Source organism: Corynebacterium sp. sy039 (genome assembly GCF_007904105.1).
Taxonomy (GTDB): Bacteria; Actinomycetota; Actinomycetes; order Mycobacteriales; family Mycobacteriaceae; genus Corynebacterium.
Window position 1 is genome coordinate 1,996,375 of sequence record NZ_CP042325.1, and the last position, 21,753, is coordinate 2,018,127.

General features: G+C 49.4%; 20 protein-coding genes and 1 pseudogene. 6 read left to right on the top strand and 15 right to left on the bottom strand.

The window, feature by feature from the left end; translation table 11 throughout:
• The first annotated feature begins 7 nt into the window (after window positions 1-7).
• Window positions 8-943 (top strand): hypothetical protein, encoded by a 936-nt coding sequence (locus tag FQV43_RS08975; protein WP_146340096.1) that lies wholly within the window; start codon window positions 8-10, stop codon window positions 941-943.
• On the opposite strand, the gene FQV43_RS08980 is transcribed toward FQV43_RS08975, so the two are convergent.
• The 4 genes from FQV43_RS08980 to mshA are packed head-to-tail and all read right to left on the bottom strand — an operon-like array spanning window position 940 to window position 5,012.
• The gene (locus FQV43_RS08980) at window positions 940-1,629 is read right to left on the bottom strand and encodes a response regulator transcription factor (protein ID WP_144275242.1); all 690 of its coding nucleotides are present in this window, start codon (window positions 1,627-1,629) and stop codon (window positions 940-942) included. The genes FQV43_RS08975 and FQV43_RS08980 overlap by 4 nt on opposite strands.
• A gap of 9 nt (window positions 1,630-1,638) precedes the next feature.
• Window positions 1,639-2,895: a cell wall metabolism sensor histidine kinase WalK gene (locus tag FQV43_RS08985; RefSeq protein ID WP_144275240.1), complete on the bottom strand. Its 1,257-nt coding sequence runs from the start codon at window positions 2,893-2,895 to the stop codon at window positions 1,639-1,641.
• Between the two features lie 20 nt (window positions 2,896-2,915).
• Complete coding sequence (locus tag FQV43_RS08990) at window positions 2,916-3,662, bottom strand: phosphoglyceromutase (RefSeq protein WP_146340098.1); 747 nt, start codon at window positions 3,660-3,662, stop codon at window positions 2,916-2,918.
• A gap of 57 nt (window positions 3,663-3,719) precedes the next feature.
• Window positions 3,720-5,012, bottom strand: a complete 1,293-nt coding sequence (gene mshA / locus FQV43_RS08995; RefSeq protein WP_210415241.1) for a D-inositol-3-phosphate glycosyltransferase — start codon at window positions 5,010-5,012, stop codon at window positions 3,720-3,722.
• A gap of 171 nt (window positions 5,013-5,183) precedes the next feature.
• Here mshA and FQV43_RS09000 point away from each other — a divergent pair, with 171 nt between their 5' ends.
• Window positions 5,184-6,908: a long-chain-fatty-acid--CoA ligase gene (locus FQV43_RS09000; protein WP_146340100.1), complete on the top strand. Its 1,725-nt coding sequence runs from the start codon at window positions 5,184-5,186 to the stop codon at window positions 6,906-6,908.
• 81 nt (window positions 6,909-6,989) lie between these two features.
• Here FQV43_RS09000 and FQV43_RS09005 read toward each other — a convergent pair whose 3' ends face one another.
• Window positions 6,990-7,430: a hypothetical protein gene (locus FQV43_RS09005; RefSeq protein WP_144275234.1), complete on the bottom strand. Its 441-nt coding sequence runs from the start codon at window positions 7,428-7,430 to the stop codon at window positions 6,990-6,992.
• Between the two features lie 235 nt (window positions 7,431-7,665).
• Entirely contained in the window at window positions 7,666-8,781 is a 1,116-nt protein-coding gene (locus FQV43_RS09010) for a UDP-N-acetylmuramate dehydrogenase (protein ID WP_146340102.1), read from the bottom strand.
• 23 nt (window positions 8,782-8,804) lie between these two features.
• Here FQV43_RS09010 and FQV43_RS09015 point away from each other — a divergent pair, with 23 nt between their 5' ends.
• Genes FQV43_RS09015 through FQV43_RS09025 form a run of 3 tightly spaced genes read left to right on the top strand, consistent with a single transcriptional unit; the run spans window position 8,805 to window position 11,121 of the window.
• Window positions 8,805-9,308 carry a DUF2505 domain-containing protein gene (locus tag FQV43_RS09015; protein WP_144275230.1) on the top strand — a complete coding sequence of 168 codons (504 nt, stop codon included), beginning with the start codon at window positions 8,805-8,807 and terminating at the stop codon, window positions 9,306-9,308.
• Window positions 9,309-9,318: 10 nt separating this feature from the next.
• Window positions 9,319-10,164: a class I SAM-dependent methyltransferase gene (locus FQV43_RS09020; RefSeq protein ID WP_144275228.1), complete on the top strand. Its 846-nt coding sequence runs from the start codon at window positions 9,319-9,321 to the stop codon at window positions 10,162-10,164.
• A 54-nt stretch (window positions 10,165-10,218) separates the two neighbouring features.
• Window positions 10,219-11,121: an LmeA family phospholipid-binding protein gene (locus tag FQV43_RS09025; RefSeq protein WP_144275226.1), complete on the top strand. Its 903-nt coding sequence runs from the start codon at window positions 10,219-10,221 to the stop codon at window positions 11,119-11,121.
• Here the strand turns inward: FQV43_RS09025 and FQV43_RS09030 are convergent.
• From FQV43_RS09030 to FQV43_RS09040, 3 genes are read right to left on the bottom strand one after another with little or no spacing between them, the layout of a single operon-like run.
• Entirely contained in the window at window positions 11,118-11,735 is a 618-nt protein-coding gene (locus tag FQV43_RS09030) for an aminotransferase (protein WP_146340104.1), read from the bottom strand. The genes FQV43_RS09025 and FQV43_RS09030 overlap by 4 nt on opposite strands.
• 5 nt (window positions 11,736-11,740) lie before the next feature.
• A complete protein-coding gene (locus tag FQV43_RS09035) occupies window positions 11,741-12,016 on the bottom strand; it encodes a DUF2516 family protein (RefSeq protein ID WP_246847011.1) in 276 nt (91 codons plus the stop codon).
• Between the two features lie 47 nt (window positions 12,017-12,063).
• A complete protein-coding gene (locus tag FQV43_RS09040; RefSeq protein ID WP_371710889.1) occupies window positions 12,064-13,347 on the bottom strand; it encodes a DUF445 domain-containing protein in 1,284 nt (427 codons plus the stop codon).
• 730 nt (window positions 13,348-14,077) lie between these two features.
• Between FQV43_RS09040 and FQV43_RS09045 the strand changes: the two genes are divergently transcribed.
• Window positions 14,078-14,353, top strand: a complete 276-nt coding sequence (locus FQV43_RS09045; protein ID WP_146340106.1) for a hypothetical protein — start codon at window positions 14,078-14,080, stop codon at window positions 14,351-14,353.
• Window positions 14,354-14,778: 425 nt separating this feature from the next.
• Here FQV43_RS09045 and FQV43_RS09050 read toward each other — a convergent pair.
• The 6 genes and pseudogenes from FQV43_RS09050 to lpdA all read right to left on the bottom strand — a co-directional run bounded on the left by FQV43_RS09050 (window position 14,779) and on the right by lpdA (window position 21,634).
• Window positions 14,779-15,600 (bottom strand): annotated as a pseudogene (locus tag FQV43_RS09050) (hypothetical protein).
• Window positions 15,601-15,797: 197 nt separating this feature from the next.
• Complete coding sequence (locus FQV43_RS09055) at window positions 15,798-16,148, bottom strand: hypothetical protein (RefSeq protein ID WP_144275220.1); 351 nt, start codon at window positions 16,146-16,148, stop codon at window positions 15,798-15,800.
• 65 nt (window positions 16,149-16,213) lie between these two features.
• Window positions 16,214-16,963, bottom strand: a complete 750-nt coding sequence (locus tag FQV43_RS09060; protein ID WP_144275218.1) for a succinate dehydrogenase/fumarate reductase iron-sulfur subunit — start codon at window positions 16,961-16,963, stop codon at window positions 16,214-16,216.
• Entirely contained in the window at window positions 16,963-18,978 is a 2,016-nt protein-coding gene (locus FQV43_RS09065) for a fumarate reductase/succinate dehydrogenase flavoprotein subunit (RefSeq protein WP_144275216.1), read from the bottom strand. The genes FQV43_RS09060 and FQV43_RS09065 overlap by 1 nt, the downstream gene beginning before the upstream one ends.
• Before the next feature lie 30 nt (window positions 18,979-19,008).
• A complete protein-coding gene (locus tag FQV43_RS09070; RefSeq protein ID WP_146340108.1) occupies window positions 19,009-19,770 on the bottom strand; it encodes a succinate dehydrogenase cytochrome b subunit in 762 nt (253 codons plus the stop codon).
• A gap of 454 nt (window positions 19,771-20,224) precedes the next feature.
• The gene (gene lpdA, locus FQV43_RS09075) at window positions 20,225-21,634 is read right to left on the bottom strand and encodes a dihydrolipoyl dehydrogenase (RefSeq protein WP_144275212.1); all 1,410 of its coding nucleotides are present in this window, start codon (window positions 21,632-21,634) and stop codon (window positions 20,225-20,227) included.
• Window positions 21,635-21,753: the final 119 nt, after the last annotated feature.

A 21,753-nucleotide genomic window follows, 5' to 3' on the forward strand; every position in this document is an offset into this window, starting at 1 on the left:
TCCAAGTGTGAACTTAGGCGAAGAAAAAAATAAGAAATCTGTTATCAATTTAGGGTTTCCTGCCCATTCACCTGCAGGAAAGTCAATACACGCTGGTATGGAATTGGCACCTGATTTTCCTAGACAATGGCTCGAAATTGTTGATCCCGATGATAACGAACACATTATTAGCCTCGATTTAACATGGTTAGAGTCGCACTATTCCTGTGCTTTCGGCACCCCCGACTGCCATGGCATTGACGCAACCAACCCTAGCGTCGGATGCTGTGTCCACGGCGCTTTCCTCAGCGACGAAACCGACCGCGACCAACTTTATAATGCCGTCAGCGAAATGCCAGCTCGTTTTTGGCAATTACGCCCAGACACCACCGACGCCTATCTCACCCACGGCGAGCCAGAAGAATTAGAACCCTGGCTAGAATGGGACGAACTCGATAATGACGAAGGCGAACCAGAACCAGCCTTAAAAACCGCGCTTATCGACGGCGCCTGCATCTTCGCCAACCGCCCAGGCTGGCCCACCGGCGCAGGATGTGCCTTGCACCAATGGGCTTTGGCTGAGCATCAAGATTTAACGATTGTAAAACCTGAGGTGTGCTGGCAGCTCCCACTGCGCAGGATAGAGGCTTATGAGCAAAGAGCAGATGGCGTAGAGATTTTGCGCACCACCATTACCGAGTACGAACGTCGCGGGTGGGGTAATGGCGGTGAGGATTTCGACTGGTATTGCACCAGCGCACCTGCGTGCCATCGCAATGCCCAACCGCTGTGGCAGAGTCAGGAAAAAGAATTACGCGCGCTCATTGGCGATACCTGCTATGAGCTGCTGGCTCACCATTGCACGAAGCGTGCCGAGGTGAAAAAACTGGGTGCAGCACCTGAGGTTTTTGCACTGCACCCAGCTACGCGTGCTGCCCAGCAGCAGGTTCAAGAAGGTGATTAGAAGTCGAATTTATAGCCCAGACCGCGCACAGTGAGTAAGTGCTGTGGTGAAGAAGGCTCTTCTTCAATTTTGGAGCGCAAACGCTTGATGTGGACGTCGAGAGTTTTGGTGTCACCAACATAATCAGCTCCCCAGATGCGGTCAATCAATTGACCACGAGTGAGAACTCGACCATGATTGCGCATGAGGTACTCGAGGAGATCGAACTCTTTGAGCGGCATTTGCACTTGCATGCCGTCGACAGTAACTGTGTGGCGTTCAATATCCATGCGCACACGACCACCAACGAGAATCTGCTCGTTTTCTTCTTCCTCGTAATTGCTATCACCACCGCGACGCAGTACCGCGCGTACCCTGGCGATCAGTTCTCGAGAAGAATAGGGTTTGGTGACGTAATCGTCTGCACCAAGTTCTAAACCAACAACTTTGTCGATTTCTGAATCCCGAGCAGTAACCATGATGACAGGCACAGAGGAAACGGCACGCAATCTCTTGCACACATCAGTGCCTGACATTCCGGGAAGCATGAGGTCAAGCAGCACAATATCAATCTCATTGCGATTAAACTCGACCAATGCACTCGCACCGTCGGAAGCGTGGACTACCTCAAAACCCTCTTTTTTTAACAAAAAGATCAATGGTTCAGCCAATGAGTCTTCATCTTCAACCAGCAGAATTGTTGTCATTGTCTTATCTTAACCTTTCTTACGCGAGGTTGCTCTAGATATTACAGATCCGGTGTTTTTGGCAGTCGCCGCAGAACGCAACGACAAATCTGGTTGGATATCTTCACTAGGAATTTCTTGATGCGCTTTAGCCTGACGAATAGGCAGCTCAAGCGTAAAGGTTGAGCCAGTACCAAGCCGCGACCACACTTTGATATGCCCGCCATGATTCGCCGCAACGTGCTTCACAATCGCAAGCCCTAAACCAGTACCGCCTGTGGAACGCGATCTGGCTTTATCGACGCGGAAAAAGCGCTCAAACACCCGCTCTTGATCTTCCGCACTAATGCCAATGCCGTGGTCAGTAACCCGAATATGCACGGTATTGTCATCAACCTTTTTGGTAGAAACTGTGACTGGCATTGCTGAAGGAGAATAGTTAATCGCATTAGAAATGAGATTACTTACCGCAGTAACCAGGAGATTCCTATCTCCCATAATGGAGACATCGACAGCCTTAGAGCGCCTTAATTCAATACCAGCATTTTCTGCAGAGAGGATATTTCGATTAAGCGCCTCTTCGATAACCTCATTAACTGATACAGATTCCATATCAGGTAATGCCTCAGCACCTTGGAGCCGAGACAAAGAAATGAGTTCATTAATCATGTCAGCAAGTCGATGCGACTCTTTATACAAGCGGGTTGCAAAATACTCCACCTGCTCAGGATCATCAACCACTTCTAATAATGCCTCGGACAATAATGCCATACCGCCCACCGGGGTTTTGAGCTCATGAGAAACATTGGCAACAAAGTCCCGGCGAGCAGATTCCATACGAGCATTTTCTGACTCATCAGAGGCATACACAATCACAAAACGATCATCAGCCAAAGTCAGTGGCTTCACGACGGCACGCACCAAGGTAATTCTGGAACCAGTACGCCTTTTGCGTATTTTTAACTCAATTTCTCGAGTTTCTTTATCGTCTAGGACTTCGTCGATAAGCTCTTGGATTTCTTGCACGAGAGTACGCTCATGCACCAGACCCAAATCATGGGCTCTACCATTAGAAAGCACCACTGCCCCAGAACGCTCTACGACAACCACACCGGTCAAAGAACCCTGCACTGTCAGGTGCAACACTTGGCTGATAGTGGTGATTTTATTGTCTGCCAGGGTGGTAGCAACACGATGTTTACGCACATAGGAGTGAATCCACTTAAACGCAGGTAGGGCGAGGCCAGTCATGACCACACCCAAGAGAAAAGCTGCTAAAAGATTCACTGATTAGATACTGTAGCGACTTATTTGGCACCCTGCGCGGCAACTGCTGCAGCACCTGCTGCCGCTGCCTGTGGATCAAGATAATTACCACCAGGATTACGCACTGCCCCAGACTCATCTAACTCATAGACCAATGGGATACCAGTTGGGATATTCAACTGAGCAATATCAGCATCTGAGATATTGTCAAGGTGCTTGACCAATGCACGCAAGGAATTACCATGAGCAGCAATAAGCACTGTTTGCCCCTGCTTTACTCGTGGCAAAATCTCACTCTCATAGTAAGGAATAAATCGCTCTACCACGTCTTTAAGACATTCTGTCTGTGGCACTGCGTCAAGCTCACGATAACGAACATCATGCGCTTGAGAATAGGTGCTATCATCAGCCAGCGCTGGTGGCGGAGTATCATACGAGCGACGCCACGCCATAAATTGCTCATCGCCATACTTTTCTTTGGTTTCTGCTTTATTTAATCCTTGCAGAGCACCATAATGGCGTTCATTCAAGCGCCAATCGCGCACAACTGGTATCCAGTGGCGATCTGCCGCATTCAGGGCGATATTCGCAGTGCGAATAGCACGACGCAGCAAAGAGGTATAAACAATATCAGGCAAATTTCCTGTTTCCGCTAATAGTTGCCCACCACGCTGTGCCTCTTGTTCACCACGAGCTGTGAGATTAACATCCACCCAACCAGTAAATTGATTAGACTCATTCCATTCGCTTTGCCCATGTCGAAGCAAAATTAACTTTCCGATAGTCATGGCTCTAGTCTGCCACGGAATTGTGTCGCAAGCCAGCACTCATGCAACTTATTCTGCTTATTCTGTGCCACCATAAGCGTCACGATCACGGCACACCGGTATCTCAGCAGTCAAAGCATCGGAATACACTGTTGCCATTTTGCTTGCCGCTGCTTCCCACGAAAAATGAGCAGCGTGCAATACCGCTTCTTCTGCCATTTGATTGCGCATTTGGTCATCGTCCAAGATAGAGCTGAGCACCTGAGCCCAATCATCCGGGTCATGCCCATCGACGAGTATCCCTGTTTGACCGTCGGCAATGGCAATGGGCAAGCCACCTACCTTTGCGGCAACCACAGGGGTGCCACTTGCCTGAGCCTCCATAGCTACTAAGCCAAAGGACTCATTAAAACTTGGCACAGCAACAATGTCTGCTGCTTGATAGAGTTCCACCAACTCTGTGGGTGGACGTGGCTGCAAAAAACGCACTCGATGAGCAATACCAAGCTGATGCGTAAGCTCAATATATTGGCTCATTACCGTTTCAGAACCCGAGGCACCACCACAAATGAGTAGGCGGATTTGTGCATTGGGATCGGCGTCGTATATGCGACCAAGGGCGTTTAAGAGCACATTGATTCCCTTAAATTTTTGCAGCCGCCCCACAAAAGCAATGACTTTAGCGTGCATGGGAATACCGAGGTTCCTGCGCGCTGTCTCAGTATTGCGCGCGGTACCTGGGGTAAAAAGCGTGGTGTCTACCCCTGGGGAAATCACCGCAATTTTCTCTGGAGTGGCGTCGTAATGGCGCACGAGGTCATTTGTTTCCTCAAAGGTATTTACTACCAGGACATCAGCGTTATCGACCAATTGCTGCTCGCATATCCGACGCGATTCTGATTCACTACTCAGCGTTTGCTCACGATACCTGTTTTTCACCGAGGCCAGGGTATGCGCTGTATGAATAAAAGGAACCTCCCACAGGTCGCGCAATAGCCAACCGACTTGCCCCGATAACCAATAATGCGAATGAATGAGGTCATACACGTCATGGCGCAGCTCATCATCACATTTAACAAACTGAATAATTCCGCCGGCAAATGCTGCTAATTGTGTTGCCAGTTCTTCTTTCGCAAGCCCTTCATAAGGACCTGCCACAATGTTGACCACCCGAAGATTAGGAGCAACAGAGATAACATCACCTTGGCTGGACGACGTTGCCCTGGTGAATATATCGACTTTAATCCCCTGACGAGCTAATTGGGTAGCAATGTTGAGAATATAAACATTCATTCCACCTGCATCGCCCACACCTGGTTGAGATAAAGGTGAAGTATGCATAGAAATCATGGCAACGCGCATACCACTCATAGTAGCTTTTCTCACTATTTCTGCCCATCTAAGACACCAGTAACAACCATGAGCTTTTCCTCATATTTTCATGCTATCCTGGCTAGAGTTCTGCTAACCTACGAAACAGTAACCAACATTAGCTTTCCGACGCGAAAGCACAGGGAAAATACGGCACAGAAGGAAAACACCATGCCAGATGCAACGCACTCGACAGCCTATGAAAATAAGTCCTGGCTGCAAAATTATGGCGAGTGGACTCCCCACACACTCGACTACGAAGACACCACCCTCCTTGATATTTACGACAATAACCTGGCAATCAATGCAGATAAAACCGCCACCTATTTCTTTGGACGCACCCAAACCTACGCAGAGCTAGACAAACAAGTCCGCTCGGCAGCAGCTGGCCTGCGTGCCCTAGGTGTGCGCCCTGGAGATCGCGTCGCCATCATTTTGCCAAACTGCCCACAACATATTGCCGCATATTTCGCCGTGCTCAAACTTGGCGCGACCGTCGTCGAGCATAATCCGCTTTATACTGCAGCGGAATTAGAACCGCCGTTCCAGGATCATGCGGCGCGGGTTGCGATTGTGTGGGACAAAGCCGCATCTACGCTAGAAAAATTGCGGCATAATACTTCACTGGAAACGATCATCAGTGTCAATATGATTAACGCTATGCCAGCCCTCCAGCGCTTTGCCTTGAGCCTGCCTATTCCACCACTCAAGCAAAAACGCGAGCAGCTGTCCGCACCTGCAACAAATACCATGCCGTGGGAGGTCCTCACCGGAACTGCTCTTGGTGGCGACGGCAGTGATATTGTTTCTGCTCCTGAGGTGAGCAAAGAAACAGTGGCAGTTATTCTCTACACCTCTGGAACCACCGGCACCCCCAAGGGGGCACAGCTAACCCACGGTAGCTTATTTGCCAATTTGCTCATGGGTAAGCATTGGGTCAAAGGTCTTGGTGATCAGCCAGAACGCCTATTGGGCGCGTTACCGTTCTTTCATGCCTATGGTTTGACGATTATCCTTAATCTTTCTTTCCTAGTAGGTGGCGAGATCATCTTGCTGCCAGCTCCACAAATCCCACTCATCATGGGGATTATGAAAAAGCGTACCCCCACTTGGGTTCCCGGGGTGCCGACCTTGTATCAGAAAATCATTGAGGCAGCACGTAAAGATAATGTGTCGCTTTCTGGTATTCGCAATTCTTTCTGTGGCGCAGCTACCTTACCTGTGAAAACGGTGGAAGATTGGGAACAGCTCACTGGTGGTTTATTGGTCGAAGGCTATGGACTCACCGAAGCCTCCCCTATTATTGTTGGTAACCCCATGAATGGGCGTCGCCGACCTGGATATGTAGGTATCCCATTTCCCGATACTGAAGTACGTATTGCCAACCCGGATAATCTCGACGAAACCCAACCAGATGGCGTCGAAGGCGAGATTCTTGTGCGAGGTCCACAGATTTTTGCTGGTTATCTCAATCAACCAGAGGCGACTGCGCAAAGTTTCCACGGCACCTGGTATCGCACTGGCGACGTTGGGGTCATGGAAGAAGATGGTTTTATTCGTTTGGTTGCCCGCATTAAAGAAGTCATTATTACCGGTGGTTTTAATGTGTACCCGGCAGAGGTGGAAGAGGTACTCTCGCAGCATCCAGATATTGCCCTCAGTGCTGTGGTTGGTATTCCACGAGAAGATGGCTCAGAGTCTGTGGTAGCAGCGATTAAACTCAACGAAGGCGCTGCGCTTGATCCAGAAGGGCTCAAAGAATTCTGCCGGAGCCGCCTGACTCGGTATAAAGTTCCTCGCACGTTCTATCACTTTGAGGAGCTTCCTCAGGATAATCTCGGGAAGATTCTGCGTCGTAAAGTGCAAGAAGAACTTATAGAAAGAACAAAGAAATAGCATAACCATCATGCTGGCTAGAGCACCGCAAAGGTACTAGCCAGCATGATGTTTATGCGCCTGATATAGTGCTTCGCTTGCTTAGTTGTCGCGTTCTTCGCTATGAGCCTCATCTACTTTTTGCACAGGATCAGTAAAGAGGAAGGTGCCGGTATTTCCTGATTCACAGGTCACGGTAAAAGTGTGGAAACCATCTACTGGACCGGCCTCAAGGTTAGCTGGCGCAGTGACATAAGCAAGCAGACCCGATACATCAGCACCTGGTGACATCACTGTTCGATCACCAAAAGAGGTAGTAAGCTCAGCGCGGGTATCGGTATTTTGACAATCAGCAATAATTGCCAACTCATTGCCCGGCACAAACTCACCATCAATACTTGCTTCTACTTGATTATGCGAGTAACCAGCATTTTCTACAGAAGGGGCAGTAGCGGTTTGCTCGCCACCACGTGCTAAAACACCACCGACGATAAGCGCTGCCACACCGACAACACCTGCACCAAGTACGACACTATTTCTCATTTTCTGTTCCTCCTTAAAATCCTAAAATCCTTAAGCCTTATCCCAAAAAGCACTATGGATGCTGCACCAATGCTGTCTGCATATCAGCATCATGCGTACGGCGTACAAGGTACAAGATTGGTGGTTTAGCATATGTCTGCCCATAGCTACTATCTGCGCTTAGCTGCGCTACCACTGAGCAGATCGACAAACCTTATACCCCTATACGCTATGTTGTTATTGTCCAACGACCAGTCTAGAGCTCAATTCCTATCCATACAGGCTCAGTAACCAAATTGACACCAAATCGTTGTTTTACTCCATCGCGTATCTCACGCGCCAAAGCCACAAGATCTTCAGTTTTTGCCGCACCTCGGTTGGTAAGTGCAAGAGTATGCTTAGTCGATAACCGCGCCTGCCCCATGCCGGGATAGCCGCGCTCAAAACCGGCTCGATCAATTAACCACGCAGCTGAGAGCTTCTTTTTTCCGTCGCCAAGGTCATAACATGGCATAGCTTGGGCAGTCTGTTCGTCGTGGAGCTTAGCGACTTGCGCACGCACATAATCACTGTGCTCACTATCCACAATCGGGTTGGTAAAGAAAGAACCTGCCGACCATGTGTCATGATCCTCTTCGTTATAAACCATGCCCTTGTTCTGTCGTAATTCAAGCACTGCTTCACGTACCTGTGCGATCGGATAGCGCTGCTGCCCAGATTGTGCACCCACTGCACGAGCCAATTCACCAAAACGCAATGGGGCGGATAGACCGTCGGTATGCAAAGCTAACTCCACTGCCAACACCACTGCCCGATTGGTGAACTTGAGATTGGAATAGCGGTACCCCAACTCAAGAGACTGTGCACTGACCCACTCACGCCGTGCTAACCGACGATCATAAAGCTCTACCCTCGTGAGCACATCAGCAATTTCCACACCATATGCACCCACATTTTGCACCGGAGTAGCACCAGCAGAACCCGGAATACCTGATAAACATTCAATACCACCAAGTCCGGCTGCAACACTACGCGCCACCACTGTATCCCATACTGCTCCAGCTTCAGCAGTGATAACTCCTGTGGTGGGATCCACATCTATCTGAGCACATTCCATCACTACGGCTACTACTGGAATTTCGCCATCAGCGATCACAAGGTTGGAACCACCCCCAATGATCAACAAAGGAATCTCCTTGGCGTCGAGAAGCTCGACAACAGCACAAACCGCCTCTTTAGTGCGACAATGGACTGTGGCACGCGGTGTTCCACCAAGGTGAAGCGTGGTCAAATCAGCAAAACTTTGCTCATCGACGTACACATCTGCAATTTTTCTTAGATCGTCAACGGGGACTGCGAATGTATCTGTCACCTTTTCCAGAGTAGTCTGTAATCATGACTTCACGAAGTGAGAACACCGTTATTATTAACCAACCCATTAAAAAAGTGCATTCTGCCTACACTAATGCTGATTATTGGGCATATATTGCGCAGAACCTCAGCCCAGAACCAGGTGAAGTACATGAGTTCACCGCAACCGACAATGGGGCTCGCGTTACCCTATTTGAGATTCTGCCCACCTCTTTACTACCTGAAGCAGTACGCGCAATGATCTCACAATCACTCAAAGTAAAGCGCGTTGTCACCGTGACTGCACTTGCAGATAACAGCAGCACACTAGACTACACTGCCGACGTCAAAGGCACCCCGGTAGATTTCAAGGGCACAATCTCCCTCGCCGGCGACGAGGACAAAACCACCCTCACCTATGCCAATGAGATCACCGTCAATATCCCATTCATGGGTTCTGCTATTGAGCCAAAAGTTGCCGATGCCCTCGGTGAACTCTTCACCAATGAAGGCCAGCTCACCGAAACATGGATCACCAATAACAGCTAAGTAGTTCATCATGGCAAACCACGCCCATAATATGCGTGCAGATTTTTCTGCAACTCATCCCGGGCGTGGTTTTATGCATTCTACCCACCCCACACGCCCAGTCGGAGTCATTACCCGAGGCACCACTGCCATTAATCGACTACGCCGTTGTGATAGGTGGGCAGCGCACAACCCCACCATACGCTACGCCTTGACCCATACTGACTCTGCCCTTGCTCTCGACGTCGGCTATGGCGCAAGCTACCACACCACTGTGGAATGGGCGAGGTGGTTGCGCACGATTCGCCAGGATGTCCGCGTCATTGGCTTAGAAATAGATCCCAATCGTATCCAAGAACCACGCTATGGAGTGAGCTTCGAGCTAGGTGGTTTTGAGCTGGCAGGGTATCGCCCCACTCTCGTGCGGGCTTTTAATGTGCTTCGCCAATATGATGTCGCCGATGTGGAACAATCCTGGCGCATGGTATGCGAGCGACTTGCCCCAGGCGGACTTTTTATTGAGGGCACCTGCGATGAATTAGGCAGACGATCCACCTGGATTCTACTAGATAAAACAGGCCCACAATCACTGACCTTGGCATGGGACCCGCATGACATGGACAAGCCTTCAGATATTGCTGAGCGCTTGCCCAAAATCCTCATTCAACGCAATGTTGTCGGGGAGAAAATCTATGATCTTTTACAGTTATGCGACCAAGCCTGGCAGCATTGCGCCCCGTGGAGTATTTATGGTCCGCGAGTACGGTGGCACAAAACACGCGAACTACTGCGTCAACAAGGACTAGAGTTTACCCCTATTCGCAGGCGAGTTCGCGATAATCAAATCACTTTCTCCTGGTCACAGGTCTGCCCATAAAAAATATATCGCCTACGGTGGTCAAAATAAGTTTTTTCGACCACTATGGAGTAAATGAGCAACAAAAAACTCACAATCAGCTTTAGTATCCTGATCGCACTCATCATCTTGTTGCTTGCCGCCGAAGGCGGGCTAAGGATGTACGTCGGAAAGCAAATCGCCGAGCAGCTGCAAACTAACGCTCGCACTGATAAAAAGGCAACGGTTTCTTTTGGCACGCATCCCTTGTTGCTGGGAGTAGTGAAGAAAAATATCTCAAATGTCACCATCAATACTCCCGCAACAGTGCAGATTGATCACACTACCGACGGCACCCCTACAATCAGCGGCGTGCCTGAGGCAACCCTGAATGTTCGCGATCTTTCCCGCGAGGATCCACAGCACCCTATAGCTGGGACTATTGACTTAAACACCACGTTGAGCAAAGAGTTCATGCTTGCCATCATTCAGCAACAGGTCACACACCTGGGTGATCCACAATATGCTGGCAATAACACTACCGACGACGGGCGCCTCGATGTCGATGCTTTGGCACGCAACCTCTTCAAGAAAGACTCAGACGCCAATGCACCAGCACCAGGTAATTCTGTACTCAATGGCGCAGGGATTGGTGAACTAATCAAAAACTTTATCCAGGTGACTAACCTTGATACCGACCCCGCTACTGGGACTCTCCACATTGAAATCAGCAACGGTCTAGCAAAACTGGTAGTAGAGCCACAAGCCAAAGACGGAAAACTTGTGGTTACCGCAAAAAATACTGACATTTTTGGTCATGAGTTGCCTGCGTTTGTATCCACTGCACTCAATGATGGCTTTGCCAAGCTCTCTGATTCTTTTGAGCAAAACCTAAGAATAGAGCAAGTCGAGGTCGTGGAAGAAGGAATGAAACTCCACCTCGTTGGTGAGAATGTCGACCTTTCTCGTTACGATACGGCTCAAGCTCAAGAGCGCTAGTCATATACCCAATACCCATGTGGGACATACTGAGCATAATCAGCTGCGGCGCCGAGATTACTCACCGCATAAATGCGCATAGTGCCCAGTGCACCTTGCGCACTGAGTGCCATCAATTCTGCAATATGCTCAGGCGCAGTGCTCTGGGTACCAGTGAGCAAAAAATCTATACCACATGCCGCTGCCTGCACGGCAGCATTTTTTGTTTGCGCTATCTCCAGCATGGTTGTTTCCACAACAACACCTAAGTGTGCCGGAGCCGGGATAGCTTCACGCAAGGAAATCAACTCAGACATCAATGCAGCATTATCTTGACGCTGCACGATTGCTTGATCTAATACCACCACAAGATGCGTGGCCCCATATTGCACCGCAAGACGTGCCTCTGCGGCTTTAACCAAACTATGATGTTTTCCCGTGGGATACCCAACCCAAGCTCCCACAACAGTTCCTTTTTCCTGGGCAGCGTGGGTGGCAGTCAGCATATTTGCTTCGACGCATACCCCCATGTCATTGGTTAGTGCTGCGGCAACTAATTCTTTTGTTTGGGCAGCGTCGATAAGCGGGTCTGCGATGATGGCAATGATGGTAGTGTCAGCAGAATTATTGCCCATGCACATCACCAATCATAACGACCATTGAGTATGTCTTTGATTTGTGGGCGAACATCGAACCAGTACAAACCAATAATGACAATGCCGATCCAGGTGAGAAACGGGAGCTGATACACAACAAGCGCTGCGGCAATCATGAGCATTCCTGCCCATATCCACTTGCTTTGCCTATCCGCGGCGTCGAACGCATCATCTCTGGTGAGCAACGCTAGCACGGCGCCAACGACACCTGTCAGCGCTAAAATTATTCGACCAATTTTGTAGAGAAAGAATAAGCCCATAATTACGACTTCCATCATATTCCTTTCTAAGCATCACTCGTTTTACGTTAACCACCAAAGACCACAAAAGATATGCTGTGGATAATCAGACCTGCTAATGCACCAACCACAGTACCGTTTAATCGAATGTACTGTAAGTCTTTGCCAACCATAAGCTCAATTTTCTCACTTGCTTCATCGGCATCCCAGCGGTTAATGGTTTCCGAAATAATGTTGCTCACTTCACCTGCATAATTATCAGCCAGGAAAGTCGTAGCCCCTATCACTCGACGATCAAGCTGAGCGCGTAACTGCTCATCATCTAGGATTTTATGCCCCCACTCCACAACACTCTGCGCTATTTTATGCCGCAAGGGTGAGTGTGGGTCACTCGCTGCCTGAGTAAGCGCCTGTGTGCCATAGCGCCATGCTGCTTGGGTTGCTTCCTGAACTGAGCGAGAGTTCATGATGTCTGTCTTTATATCTTCAACGCGCCCAATCATGACGGGATCATGCTGCAAGTCCTCAGCAAATTGCTGAATAAACCGCTCTAATGCTGCTCGCGCCTCATGGTTTTTATCACTCACGACGCTTTGTGTCCACGATACCAACTCTTGATAGATTTTTGCTCCGACAAGGTCATTGACAAATTTTGGTGCCCACTTAGGTGCCCGCTCCCCTGAGAGGCGGTGAATCAGATCCTCACTTGCCACTGCTTTTTTATGTGCCCACTGCACAAACTCATCAATAATGGGTGCCACTTTTCCTTCATGAATAAGCTGCTCAAGCACCTTGCCAGCTGGTGGCCCCCATTGTGGCTGTGCCAATTTCTCGATCAGCACGGTGTTGATAAGTGCTTCGGCATCACGCGGGTCAAGATTATCCACTACGCGGACAATAAACTTTCCCACTTCGCGAGAAACTTTCTGCGCATGAGTTTCCACAATCATCCACTGGGCTATCCGGTGCGGTATCTGCGCTTGAGCTACCTTCTGCGTAATCAATGTGGTGTTGAGAAAGTTGTCACTCACAAAACTACTCAGCGCTGCCCCTACTTGATCCTTTTTATTGCGAATAAGCGCTGTGTGCGGGATTTTCAGTCCCAGTGGGTAGCGAAATAATGCGGTGACAGCGAACCAATCGGCAAGACCGCCAACCATACCGGCTTCTGCTGCTGCTCGCACAAACCCGACCCATGCCCCACTGCCACGCGTCTCCAAGAACCGACAGGCAAAAAAGACCAGGGCAGCAATGATGAGCAAGCCGGTGGCAATGGCTTTATGCCGTGCCAACGCTTTCCGACGTGCCACTTCGTCTTGAGCACTAAAACCAGGCATCTCTGCTGCTTGCATGATGGTTATACGCCCCTCATAGGTGTGGTCACAGTTGTAGTTTCGGAGCTTTCTGGGTGAGTATTTGACGGTTGGGTAGAAGATGACTGTGCGTAGTACCAGAAACTCACTGCTGTTAACGCAGTGATGAGTGCACTGAGGATTAAAGTAATTTTGCGCATGATATGTCCATCATAGGTCAAAAGAAAAATCGGGCTGTAATAACGCGTGGGGCGTTATTATCGGCTTGTTTATTCTTGTTGATCTGTAGTGATGCTGATTTTCAGACACACTTTTTGCTACTTATCCCGTAGGTACCCCCGTCGAGCTGACCACCGCGCTCCTCAACCTCCTCCCCCACCCCCTCGATACGGACGCCCTCGCGCGCCTCGCAGCGCTCGTAGTGTACTGCGACGTCGGCCACATCACCACCGAGACCGACTGCCCAGGCAGGCGACCCCGCTAACAGCAAAAGAGGCTCCATCCCAGGACCGTAATCCTAGAGCAGAGCCTCTCCACCAGGTGGCGTCGCCACGTAGCTCCCCATGCAGCCAGCAAGCGCTACGTCACGATTGCCAGAAACACGACACCTAAAACACTCCGCCGCCACGCATTTTAGAGTCAAACACCTTCACAAAAACGTCCGATGCCCAGCAGTAACTGAACTCGCCAAGACAGGACAGAAAATTTATGCAACAATGGCTCCACTCCGGTAAATCACTGGAGAACACACCCACGAAAGGAAATGTGCATGAGCAAGCACTTTAAGCAGCGCTTCGCTGCTATCGCTCTCGCTCTCGCCGTCCCTGTCACCAATACGGCTATCGCTTCTGCCACGCCCAAGGCAGAAGAAACTCAAGAGCAGCAGGTAACCAATCAGCAGGTCCTCGACGCCTCTGAGGCCGTCAAGGAAGAGCTCCGCCGCCAGGGCGTGCCCGAGAACGAGGTCCCCACGGTGACGACCTACGGCGTCCGCGGCTGGGCCGCCGGGCCCGGGGCGCGCCTCATTTCCCTTGTCCTACTCTAAGTATCTTTGAGGTGAAATGAAAAGTAGATTTTATTCTGCCATATCTGGAATTGCAGTATCCACGTCCATCATTACGGCATTTAACTACGGACAGCCCCAAAATGAAACTTTTCTAGTTCCACTGATGATAACTTCAATCATCATGGGTATATGTTTCATTTTTCAGGTGTCGCATGTTGAGTCGATAGAGCGCAAGAGGGAAGGGCTCAATTCTAATCTGATCCTGTTTTCAGCGAGCGCTTTGATGGTTGCTATTCTGTTTAAGATAGCAGAAATGGCAGGTTAACCACGTCTAAGTAGGGGGAGGGCATGAGGTCCTCCCCTACTTATTTCATGTCTCCCTGCAACACTTCGGGCACCGGCGGGCGGGGGTTAAGTAGCAAAAAGTGTGTTCGGTCGGCGTGTCGCCAGCCGGACATTATGCGTTAGCGGAGATGTCCCTTTCTGATTCCTATGGAGTGGGAGTATTCGGTTGGGATAGCGTTGTCATAGAAGGTTGGGCGACCTGTTTCAGGGTCAGCTTTGTTGATGTCTTCTAGAACAAGATCGGATACTTTGGCGAGTTGATCTTGTCCGAAATTGCACTGCTTGGCGATTGTTAAAGGATCGTCAGGCAGCTGTGTTTTTGTGTGCAGCCACCACTCCAACATTTTTCGTTGATGCTTCCCACCACGACCGCGGTGGGCATCTGCTCGTCGTTTCAGTTCTGCGTTGATGCCACCTTCGAGACAGTTTGTGGTGGATGCCCACCGTGTTGGTTGCACCGCCTGAGGTGGTGGCTTCAGATAGGCAAACAACCAGTTGTTGCGCACAAGGTGCAGCAGGGAATTGTAGGCCTGTGTTGATTCGGTCGTGGCCCAGTGCCAAGCGATGGCATGATCGATGCTTGCTGCGATCAGTAGGCACCCGGCTTTGGTGTAGGTGCCGTCGATGAAGATTTGGTCGTAGATGCGATGGGGGTCTGGTTGGTTGGGGACGTCGATGAGCCAGAAGTTGGCGAATCGGCGGGTTAGTGTCCATCGGCTGACACCGCGGTGTGCGGTGACGTCGGTAAGAGATGCTGTGCCGGTGATGTAGGTGTGGAAGTCTGTGAAGTCGCGGGTGAGTGTTGTGTCAGTGCGGCGTCGGGTAAGTGAGCTTGAGTATGTGGGGTCTTTGCATCGCTAGCGGGTTGTTCCTGTGCTGGTGGTTCCGTTTTTCTTTATGTGCCTTGTGCATACTGGGCATCGTGGGTGGTTGGTAGGCATGCAACGAGTTAATCAACTCGTTGCATAGCACATGCCGGTGCGTGGGGCGTTATTATTGGCTTGTTTATTCTTGTTGAACTGTAGTGATGCTGATTTTCAGACACACTTTTTGCTACTTATCCCGAAAATCGGGTTCCATGCTCCCGCTGAGACACGGGGCATGAACCCGATTTTCTAATATAGCTTGAAACTATTTTTTAGTTTACTCGACCTGTTTCTGCACGGTACTGGCGGTACTTGCTGCGCCCATAGTGGATAGCACCAAAACCACCAACCAAACAGGCAAGAGTCAAAATACCACCGAAAACGGCAAAGAATACCCATCGACCGGATTCTGCGCTGTACTCCGAAGGAATAGCCAAGCCATACACTAAGGTACCCATGCCTATCAAAGAGGTGAGGATGAGCCCCATCCCAGCCCAGGTAGCAAAACGACGCAATGAAGAATGCGGTGCATAGAGACTCGATGGATCATAGCCATCAATGTAGTGCGGGCGATCAGCAAAAACTGGGTAGCTCGTCCCGCTAATTTTTACACTCTCGGACATGAGAATCTTTGCCTTTCCGTAGCTAGGTGTTACGCCTAGAAAATACCATCAAGCTCCAGTGTAGCTTAGTTATCTTTACCTGTGAAGAATGCGCGAGCACGTTCTTTATTGATTGCCGCCACAGCAGTGAGCGGAATACCCGCAGGACACACATCAGCGCACTCGCCATAAAGAGAACAATGACCGAAGTTCGTTTCCAACTCATCAATCATCTTGCGCGCACGACGTCCACGCTCGTTCTTACCCAGTGGTAGGAGTGAGAGATGAACAAGTTTTGCACCAGTGTAAAGGTGTGCTGCACCATTTGGACACGCTGCAACACAAGCACCACAACCAATGCAAGCTGCGTGGTCGAGGGCAAACTCAGCAGTTTGGTGAGTCACGTGCAAGGTATCTGCGTCTGGTGCAGTACCTGCATCCATAGAAACATAACCACCCTGTTGCATTACTCGGTCTAGTGCTGAGCGATCCACAACCATATCTTTGATGATTGGGAAAGCAGCAGATCGGAATGGTTCGATCTTGAGGGTAGAGCCATCAGCAACATTGAGCAAACGCTGCTGACACGCTGGTTGGTTTTGTTCTAAACCATGTGGGCGACCATTAACCATCAAACCACACGTACCACAGATACCTTCACGGCAGTCAGAGGCGAAAGCAAAAGGCTCTTTGCCTTCTTCGATTAATCCAGAGTTTACGTGGTCAAGCAGCTCCAAGATGGACATTTGTGCCACAGCGTCTTCGACGGTAATGGACTCGAAATGACCTTCGTGGTTCGGACCGGCCTGACGCCAGATTTCAAGATGTAGTTTCATTACTTGTAATTCCTTGTCATCAGCGGGATCGATTCGAAGGTGAGTGGTTCAGCGTGACGGATGAATTCGCCCTCCGCTTTACCTGGCTCCCATGCAGAAACGAAGCACCAGTTTTCGTCGTCACGCTCAGCCTCGCCTTCTGGGGAGAGGTGATCGTCTCGGAAGTGTGCACCACAAGATTCATCGCGGTCAAGTGCATCAACGCACATGAGCTCGCCGAGATCAATGTAGTCAGCAACACGATTTGCATATTCTAATACCTGGTTCATCTCATCTGGAGTACCAGTAATGCGCATATTCTCCCAGAAGTCTTTACGCAATGCGCGGATCTTTTCGATACCAGACTTAAGGTCTTCGATATTACGTGCCACACCACAGGAGAAGTAGAGGATTTCACCAAGCTGACGGTGATAATACTCTGGACCATGTGGATTATCCCCACGGATATTCATGAGCTTGTCGATACGAGCCTGAGCACGCTGCAAGGCTACTTCTACCTCAGGCGCATCAAGTGGCAATACTGCCTCACCAAGGTGCTTAGCCAAGTAATGAGGAACGGTAAATGGCAAGGTGAACCAACCATCTACGGAAGCAGACAGCAAGGAGTTTGCACCTAGACGGTTTGCGCCGTGGTAAGTCCACGATGCTTCACCTGTTGCGAAAAGACCATTGATGGAGGTCATTTCGTTAAAGTCTGTCCATAGACCGCCCATAGTGAAGTGGCAGGTTGGTGCAATACGCATTGGTGTGGTGAATGGATTTTCACCAATTGCCTCTTCATACATTTGGAAGAGGTTGGAGTAGCGCTCACGAATTGTTCCAGCACCAAGACGCTCAATTGCGTCACGGAAGTCGAGATACGCGGCATTGTGTAGTGGACCTACACCAAGACCTTGGTTAATTTGCTGTGAGATTGCACGTGAGGCAACGTCGCGAGGCACAAGGTTACCGAATGCTGGGTAACGGCGCTCGAGGAAGTAATCACGCTCTTCTTCAGGGATAGTGTTTGGGTCGCGGTCGTCATTTGGTTTGATTGGCGACCACACACGACCGTCGTTACGCAAAGACTCAGACATCAAAATGGTCTTTGACTGCCATTCAGAGTTCACTGGCAAACCAGTTGGGTGGAACTGAATGAAAGATGGGGAGGCAAAATAAGCACCTTGCTCATACGCACGCATAATTGCAGAAGCATTGGAGTTCTTTGCCAAAGTCGACATATGGTAGACGTTTCCGTAACCACCGGTCGCAAGAATGACTGCGTGTCCTGTGTGGGCGCTAAGCTCACCAGTGATGAGATTGCGCATAATCAGACCTTCGCAGCGTTTCTGACCATCTTTTTCGGTAGTGATGAGATCAACCATCTCATTGTGGGTGAAGATCTCAACAGAGCCAAGATGAATCTGGCGCAGCAACGCGGAAGTAGTGGAAAGCTGTAGCTGCTGACCTGTTTGACCACGAGTGTAGTAGGTACGGGAAACCTGCACACCACCGAAAGAACGAGTAGCAAGGGTTCCGCCATACTCGCGAGCAAAAGGTGCACCAATTGCATTCATGTGATCGACTACACGAGCAGATTCATAAGCAAGGCGCCAACAATCTGATTCACGGCAACGGTAGTCGCCGCCTTTAACGGTATCTTTTGCATGGCGATAAGCGCTGTCGTTATCGACTTTCTTACCGCGAGCCGAGTTCACACCACCCTGAGCAGCAATGGAGTGCGCACGACGTGGTGCGTCATGGTAGGTGAAAACTTTAACATCATAACCAAGCTCACCAAGTGCAGCAGCAGCTGCTCCACCAGACAAGCCAGTTCCTACTACGAGAATTCGGAACTTACGACGGTTAAGTGGTGACACAAGATCCATATGATCTTTGTGATACTGCCACATATCTTTTGCAGGTACGCCCTTTGGTTCAGCTGAATCCAAAATGCTGCCTGGAACCACTCCCGGCACAATGGAAGCTGGCTGGTTGAACTCAGGGCGAGTGCTAATTGGAGAGTGAGTGCTCATTTATTTTTACCTTTTTCGTCCTCTTGACCCTTATTGAACCAAACCTAAAGCGATGGATAACGGAATCGCGATATTGCCAATCATGACAATTGCTGGCACGAGATAGGACAGTGCAAGCAGGAAAGCACGAGTGCGTTTACCAGTGATACCTAGGTCAGATACCGCAAGGAAGATTCCGTGGCTGAGGTGTAGGAACAGCACAACCATAGCAATGATGTAGAAAATGGTTACTGGCCAACGGCTAAAACTTGCAATCATATTGGCATAAACTTCACCATGCTCAAAGCTGCTTGATGCTGCTGGCGCAACACCAACGGTGAGGTCAAGGATGTGGAAGATAATGAAAGCAAGCAGGATGATACCGGTAAGCAACATTGTCGACGTGGTGAAAGAGTTAAAACCACCAACAAGGTTAGTACGGCGGAACTTTCCACGAGATTGGCGAGAGCGCTTTGTTAGTTCTGCTGCGCCATAGATGTGGAAGATGATTGCAGCTAACAAGACGATACGGGTAACCCATAGCATGACGCCGTGTGGCAATAATGGGTACAGTATGTCTTCTTGCAACCAGTGTCCATATTCATCAATAGGTCGGCTGCCGTCTTCATATTGTGGGAGGAATACTTTTAGGTTTCCTACCATGTGGAAGACAACGAACCCAGCAAAAATGAGGCCAGTGATGGCCATAGTTAGCTTCAGAACCCAAGTAGGAATTCCCACTCGGTCACGAAGTGGTTTCTCAGTTATTTTTCCGTGGGCGATAGCATCACGGTCGATATTGTTTACAGTCATGGCACCTCCAGTGTCGGATTAACTTTATAAGCTAAGACCTCTGATAAACCACCCAACAGGTTGTTGCATAAATCACATTGGGCGCTAAAAATCCTTGTCATAGGCACAATATTAGGCAAGCCTTAACTTTAAGAAAGGTTATACAAAAAGGGGCATACCCCCGTTTAACTGCTCATTTTCACAAAGCGTAAGGTGACACGCGTGGCACCCACGCGAATCCATACCCAATGAAGAAGTCACATAGATTACACCCTTTTGGAATCAATCAAAATATCTATACGACTCAGCTTTGCATCTCTCACAACTCACGTCGATACTGGCAATACTATTGCCGCCACCATCACCGTCGTGTGCTCACCTAAATTAAGCAAAAAAGACCTGTCCACCCTTGATGTATTACATCAAGGGTAGACAGGAATAAGCAGTAGGAACCTCGTGGTTCCAAGCCCCCCTACTAGAGGTTAATCATGTGCCCCATAATTCCCTCTGCAGCTTCTTTCATTGCCTCAGAAAGAGTTGGGTGTGTATGAACATTGCGCCCAATTTCCTCAGCAGTAAGGTCAAAGCGCTGCGCAAGAGTAAGTTCCGGCAAAAGTTCAGAAACATTAGCACCGACCATATGAGCACCAAGTAATTCACCAAACTCGGCATCAGCAATGATTTTCACGAAACCAGCCGACTCAGCAAGACCTTGCGCTTTACCATTAGCTGAAAATGGGAATGTTGCCACTTTGATTTCACGATCAGCGAATTTCTCTTTCGCTGCATCCTCGGTATACCCAAAGGAGGCGACCTGTGGATTACAGAATGTTGCACGCGGCATCATCATATAATCGCCCAGCTCTTGAGTCTCAGCACCAGCGATAGTTTCTGCCGCCACAACTCCCTGAGCCTCTGCAACGTGTGCCAACTGCAATTTAGCGGTGACGTCACCAATTGCATAAATATGTGGCACATTAGTGCGCATACGATCGTCGATAGCAATAGCACCACGTTCAGTCAGTTCTACACCAGTGTTTTCTAGACCATAGCCCTCAACGCGTGGCGCAAAACCAATAGAAACCATAACGCGATCCGCTTTGAGCGTATCGGATTTAGAACCGTCCTTGGACTCCACATCCACCTCGACGGAGGAGCCATTATCACGAATAGCTGTGGTTTTATGTCCGGTAAGTAGCGTAACGCCCAGTTTCTTGTATTGCTTTGCAATTTCCTTGGATACGTCTTTATCCTCATTAGGCAACACACGATCCATGAACTCTACAATGGTTACCTTAACGCCATAGTTAGCAAGAACATAGGCAAATTCCATACCAATGGCACCCGCACCGACGATAACCATAGACTCTGGAGCTTCCGACTTAAGAATCTGCTCCTCGAAAGACAGGATATTGCCACCAATTTTAATACCTGGCAAAGAACGAACTACCGAACCAGTAGCGATAATACAATTATCGAAAGTAATAGTTTTACCAGCATCTTTACCCTCAGAAATTTCGAGAGTATGCGCATCCTGGAACACGCCGAAGCCATCAATCTCGGTAATACCATTCTTCTTCATCAAATAATGGACACCTTTAACAATTCCCTCAGAAACCTTGCGGGAACGTGCATGTGCCACACCAAAATCAAAGGTTACGTCGCCAGAAATACCGAAAGTTTTTGCCTCATGATTAAAAATATGAGCTACTTCCGCATTCTTTAATAACGCCTTAGAAGGAATACACCCGACGTTAAGGCATACGCCACCCCAATACTGCTTCTCGACGACAGCTACTTTCTTTCCAAGCTGAGCCGCACGAATAGCCGAAACATAACCACCAGGGCCTGCACCCAGCACTACTACATCATAATGTTCAGTCACCCTTACTAGGATACGGAAAAGCAATGATATTGTCTCGCCCGGGAGTCCATAAGGGTATTTTTCTCGTCTCATAGTGACTCTACTAAGCCCTTTCGGGGGCAAAGCTCACAGAATATCTA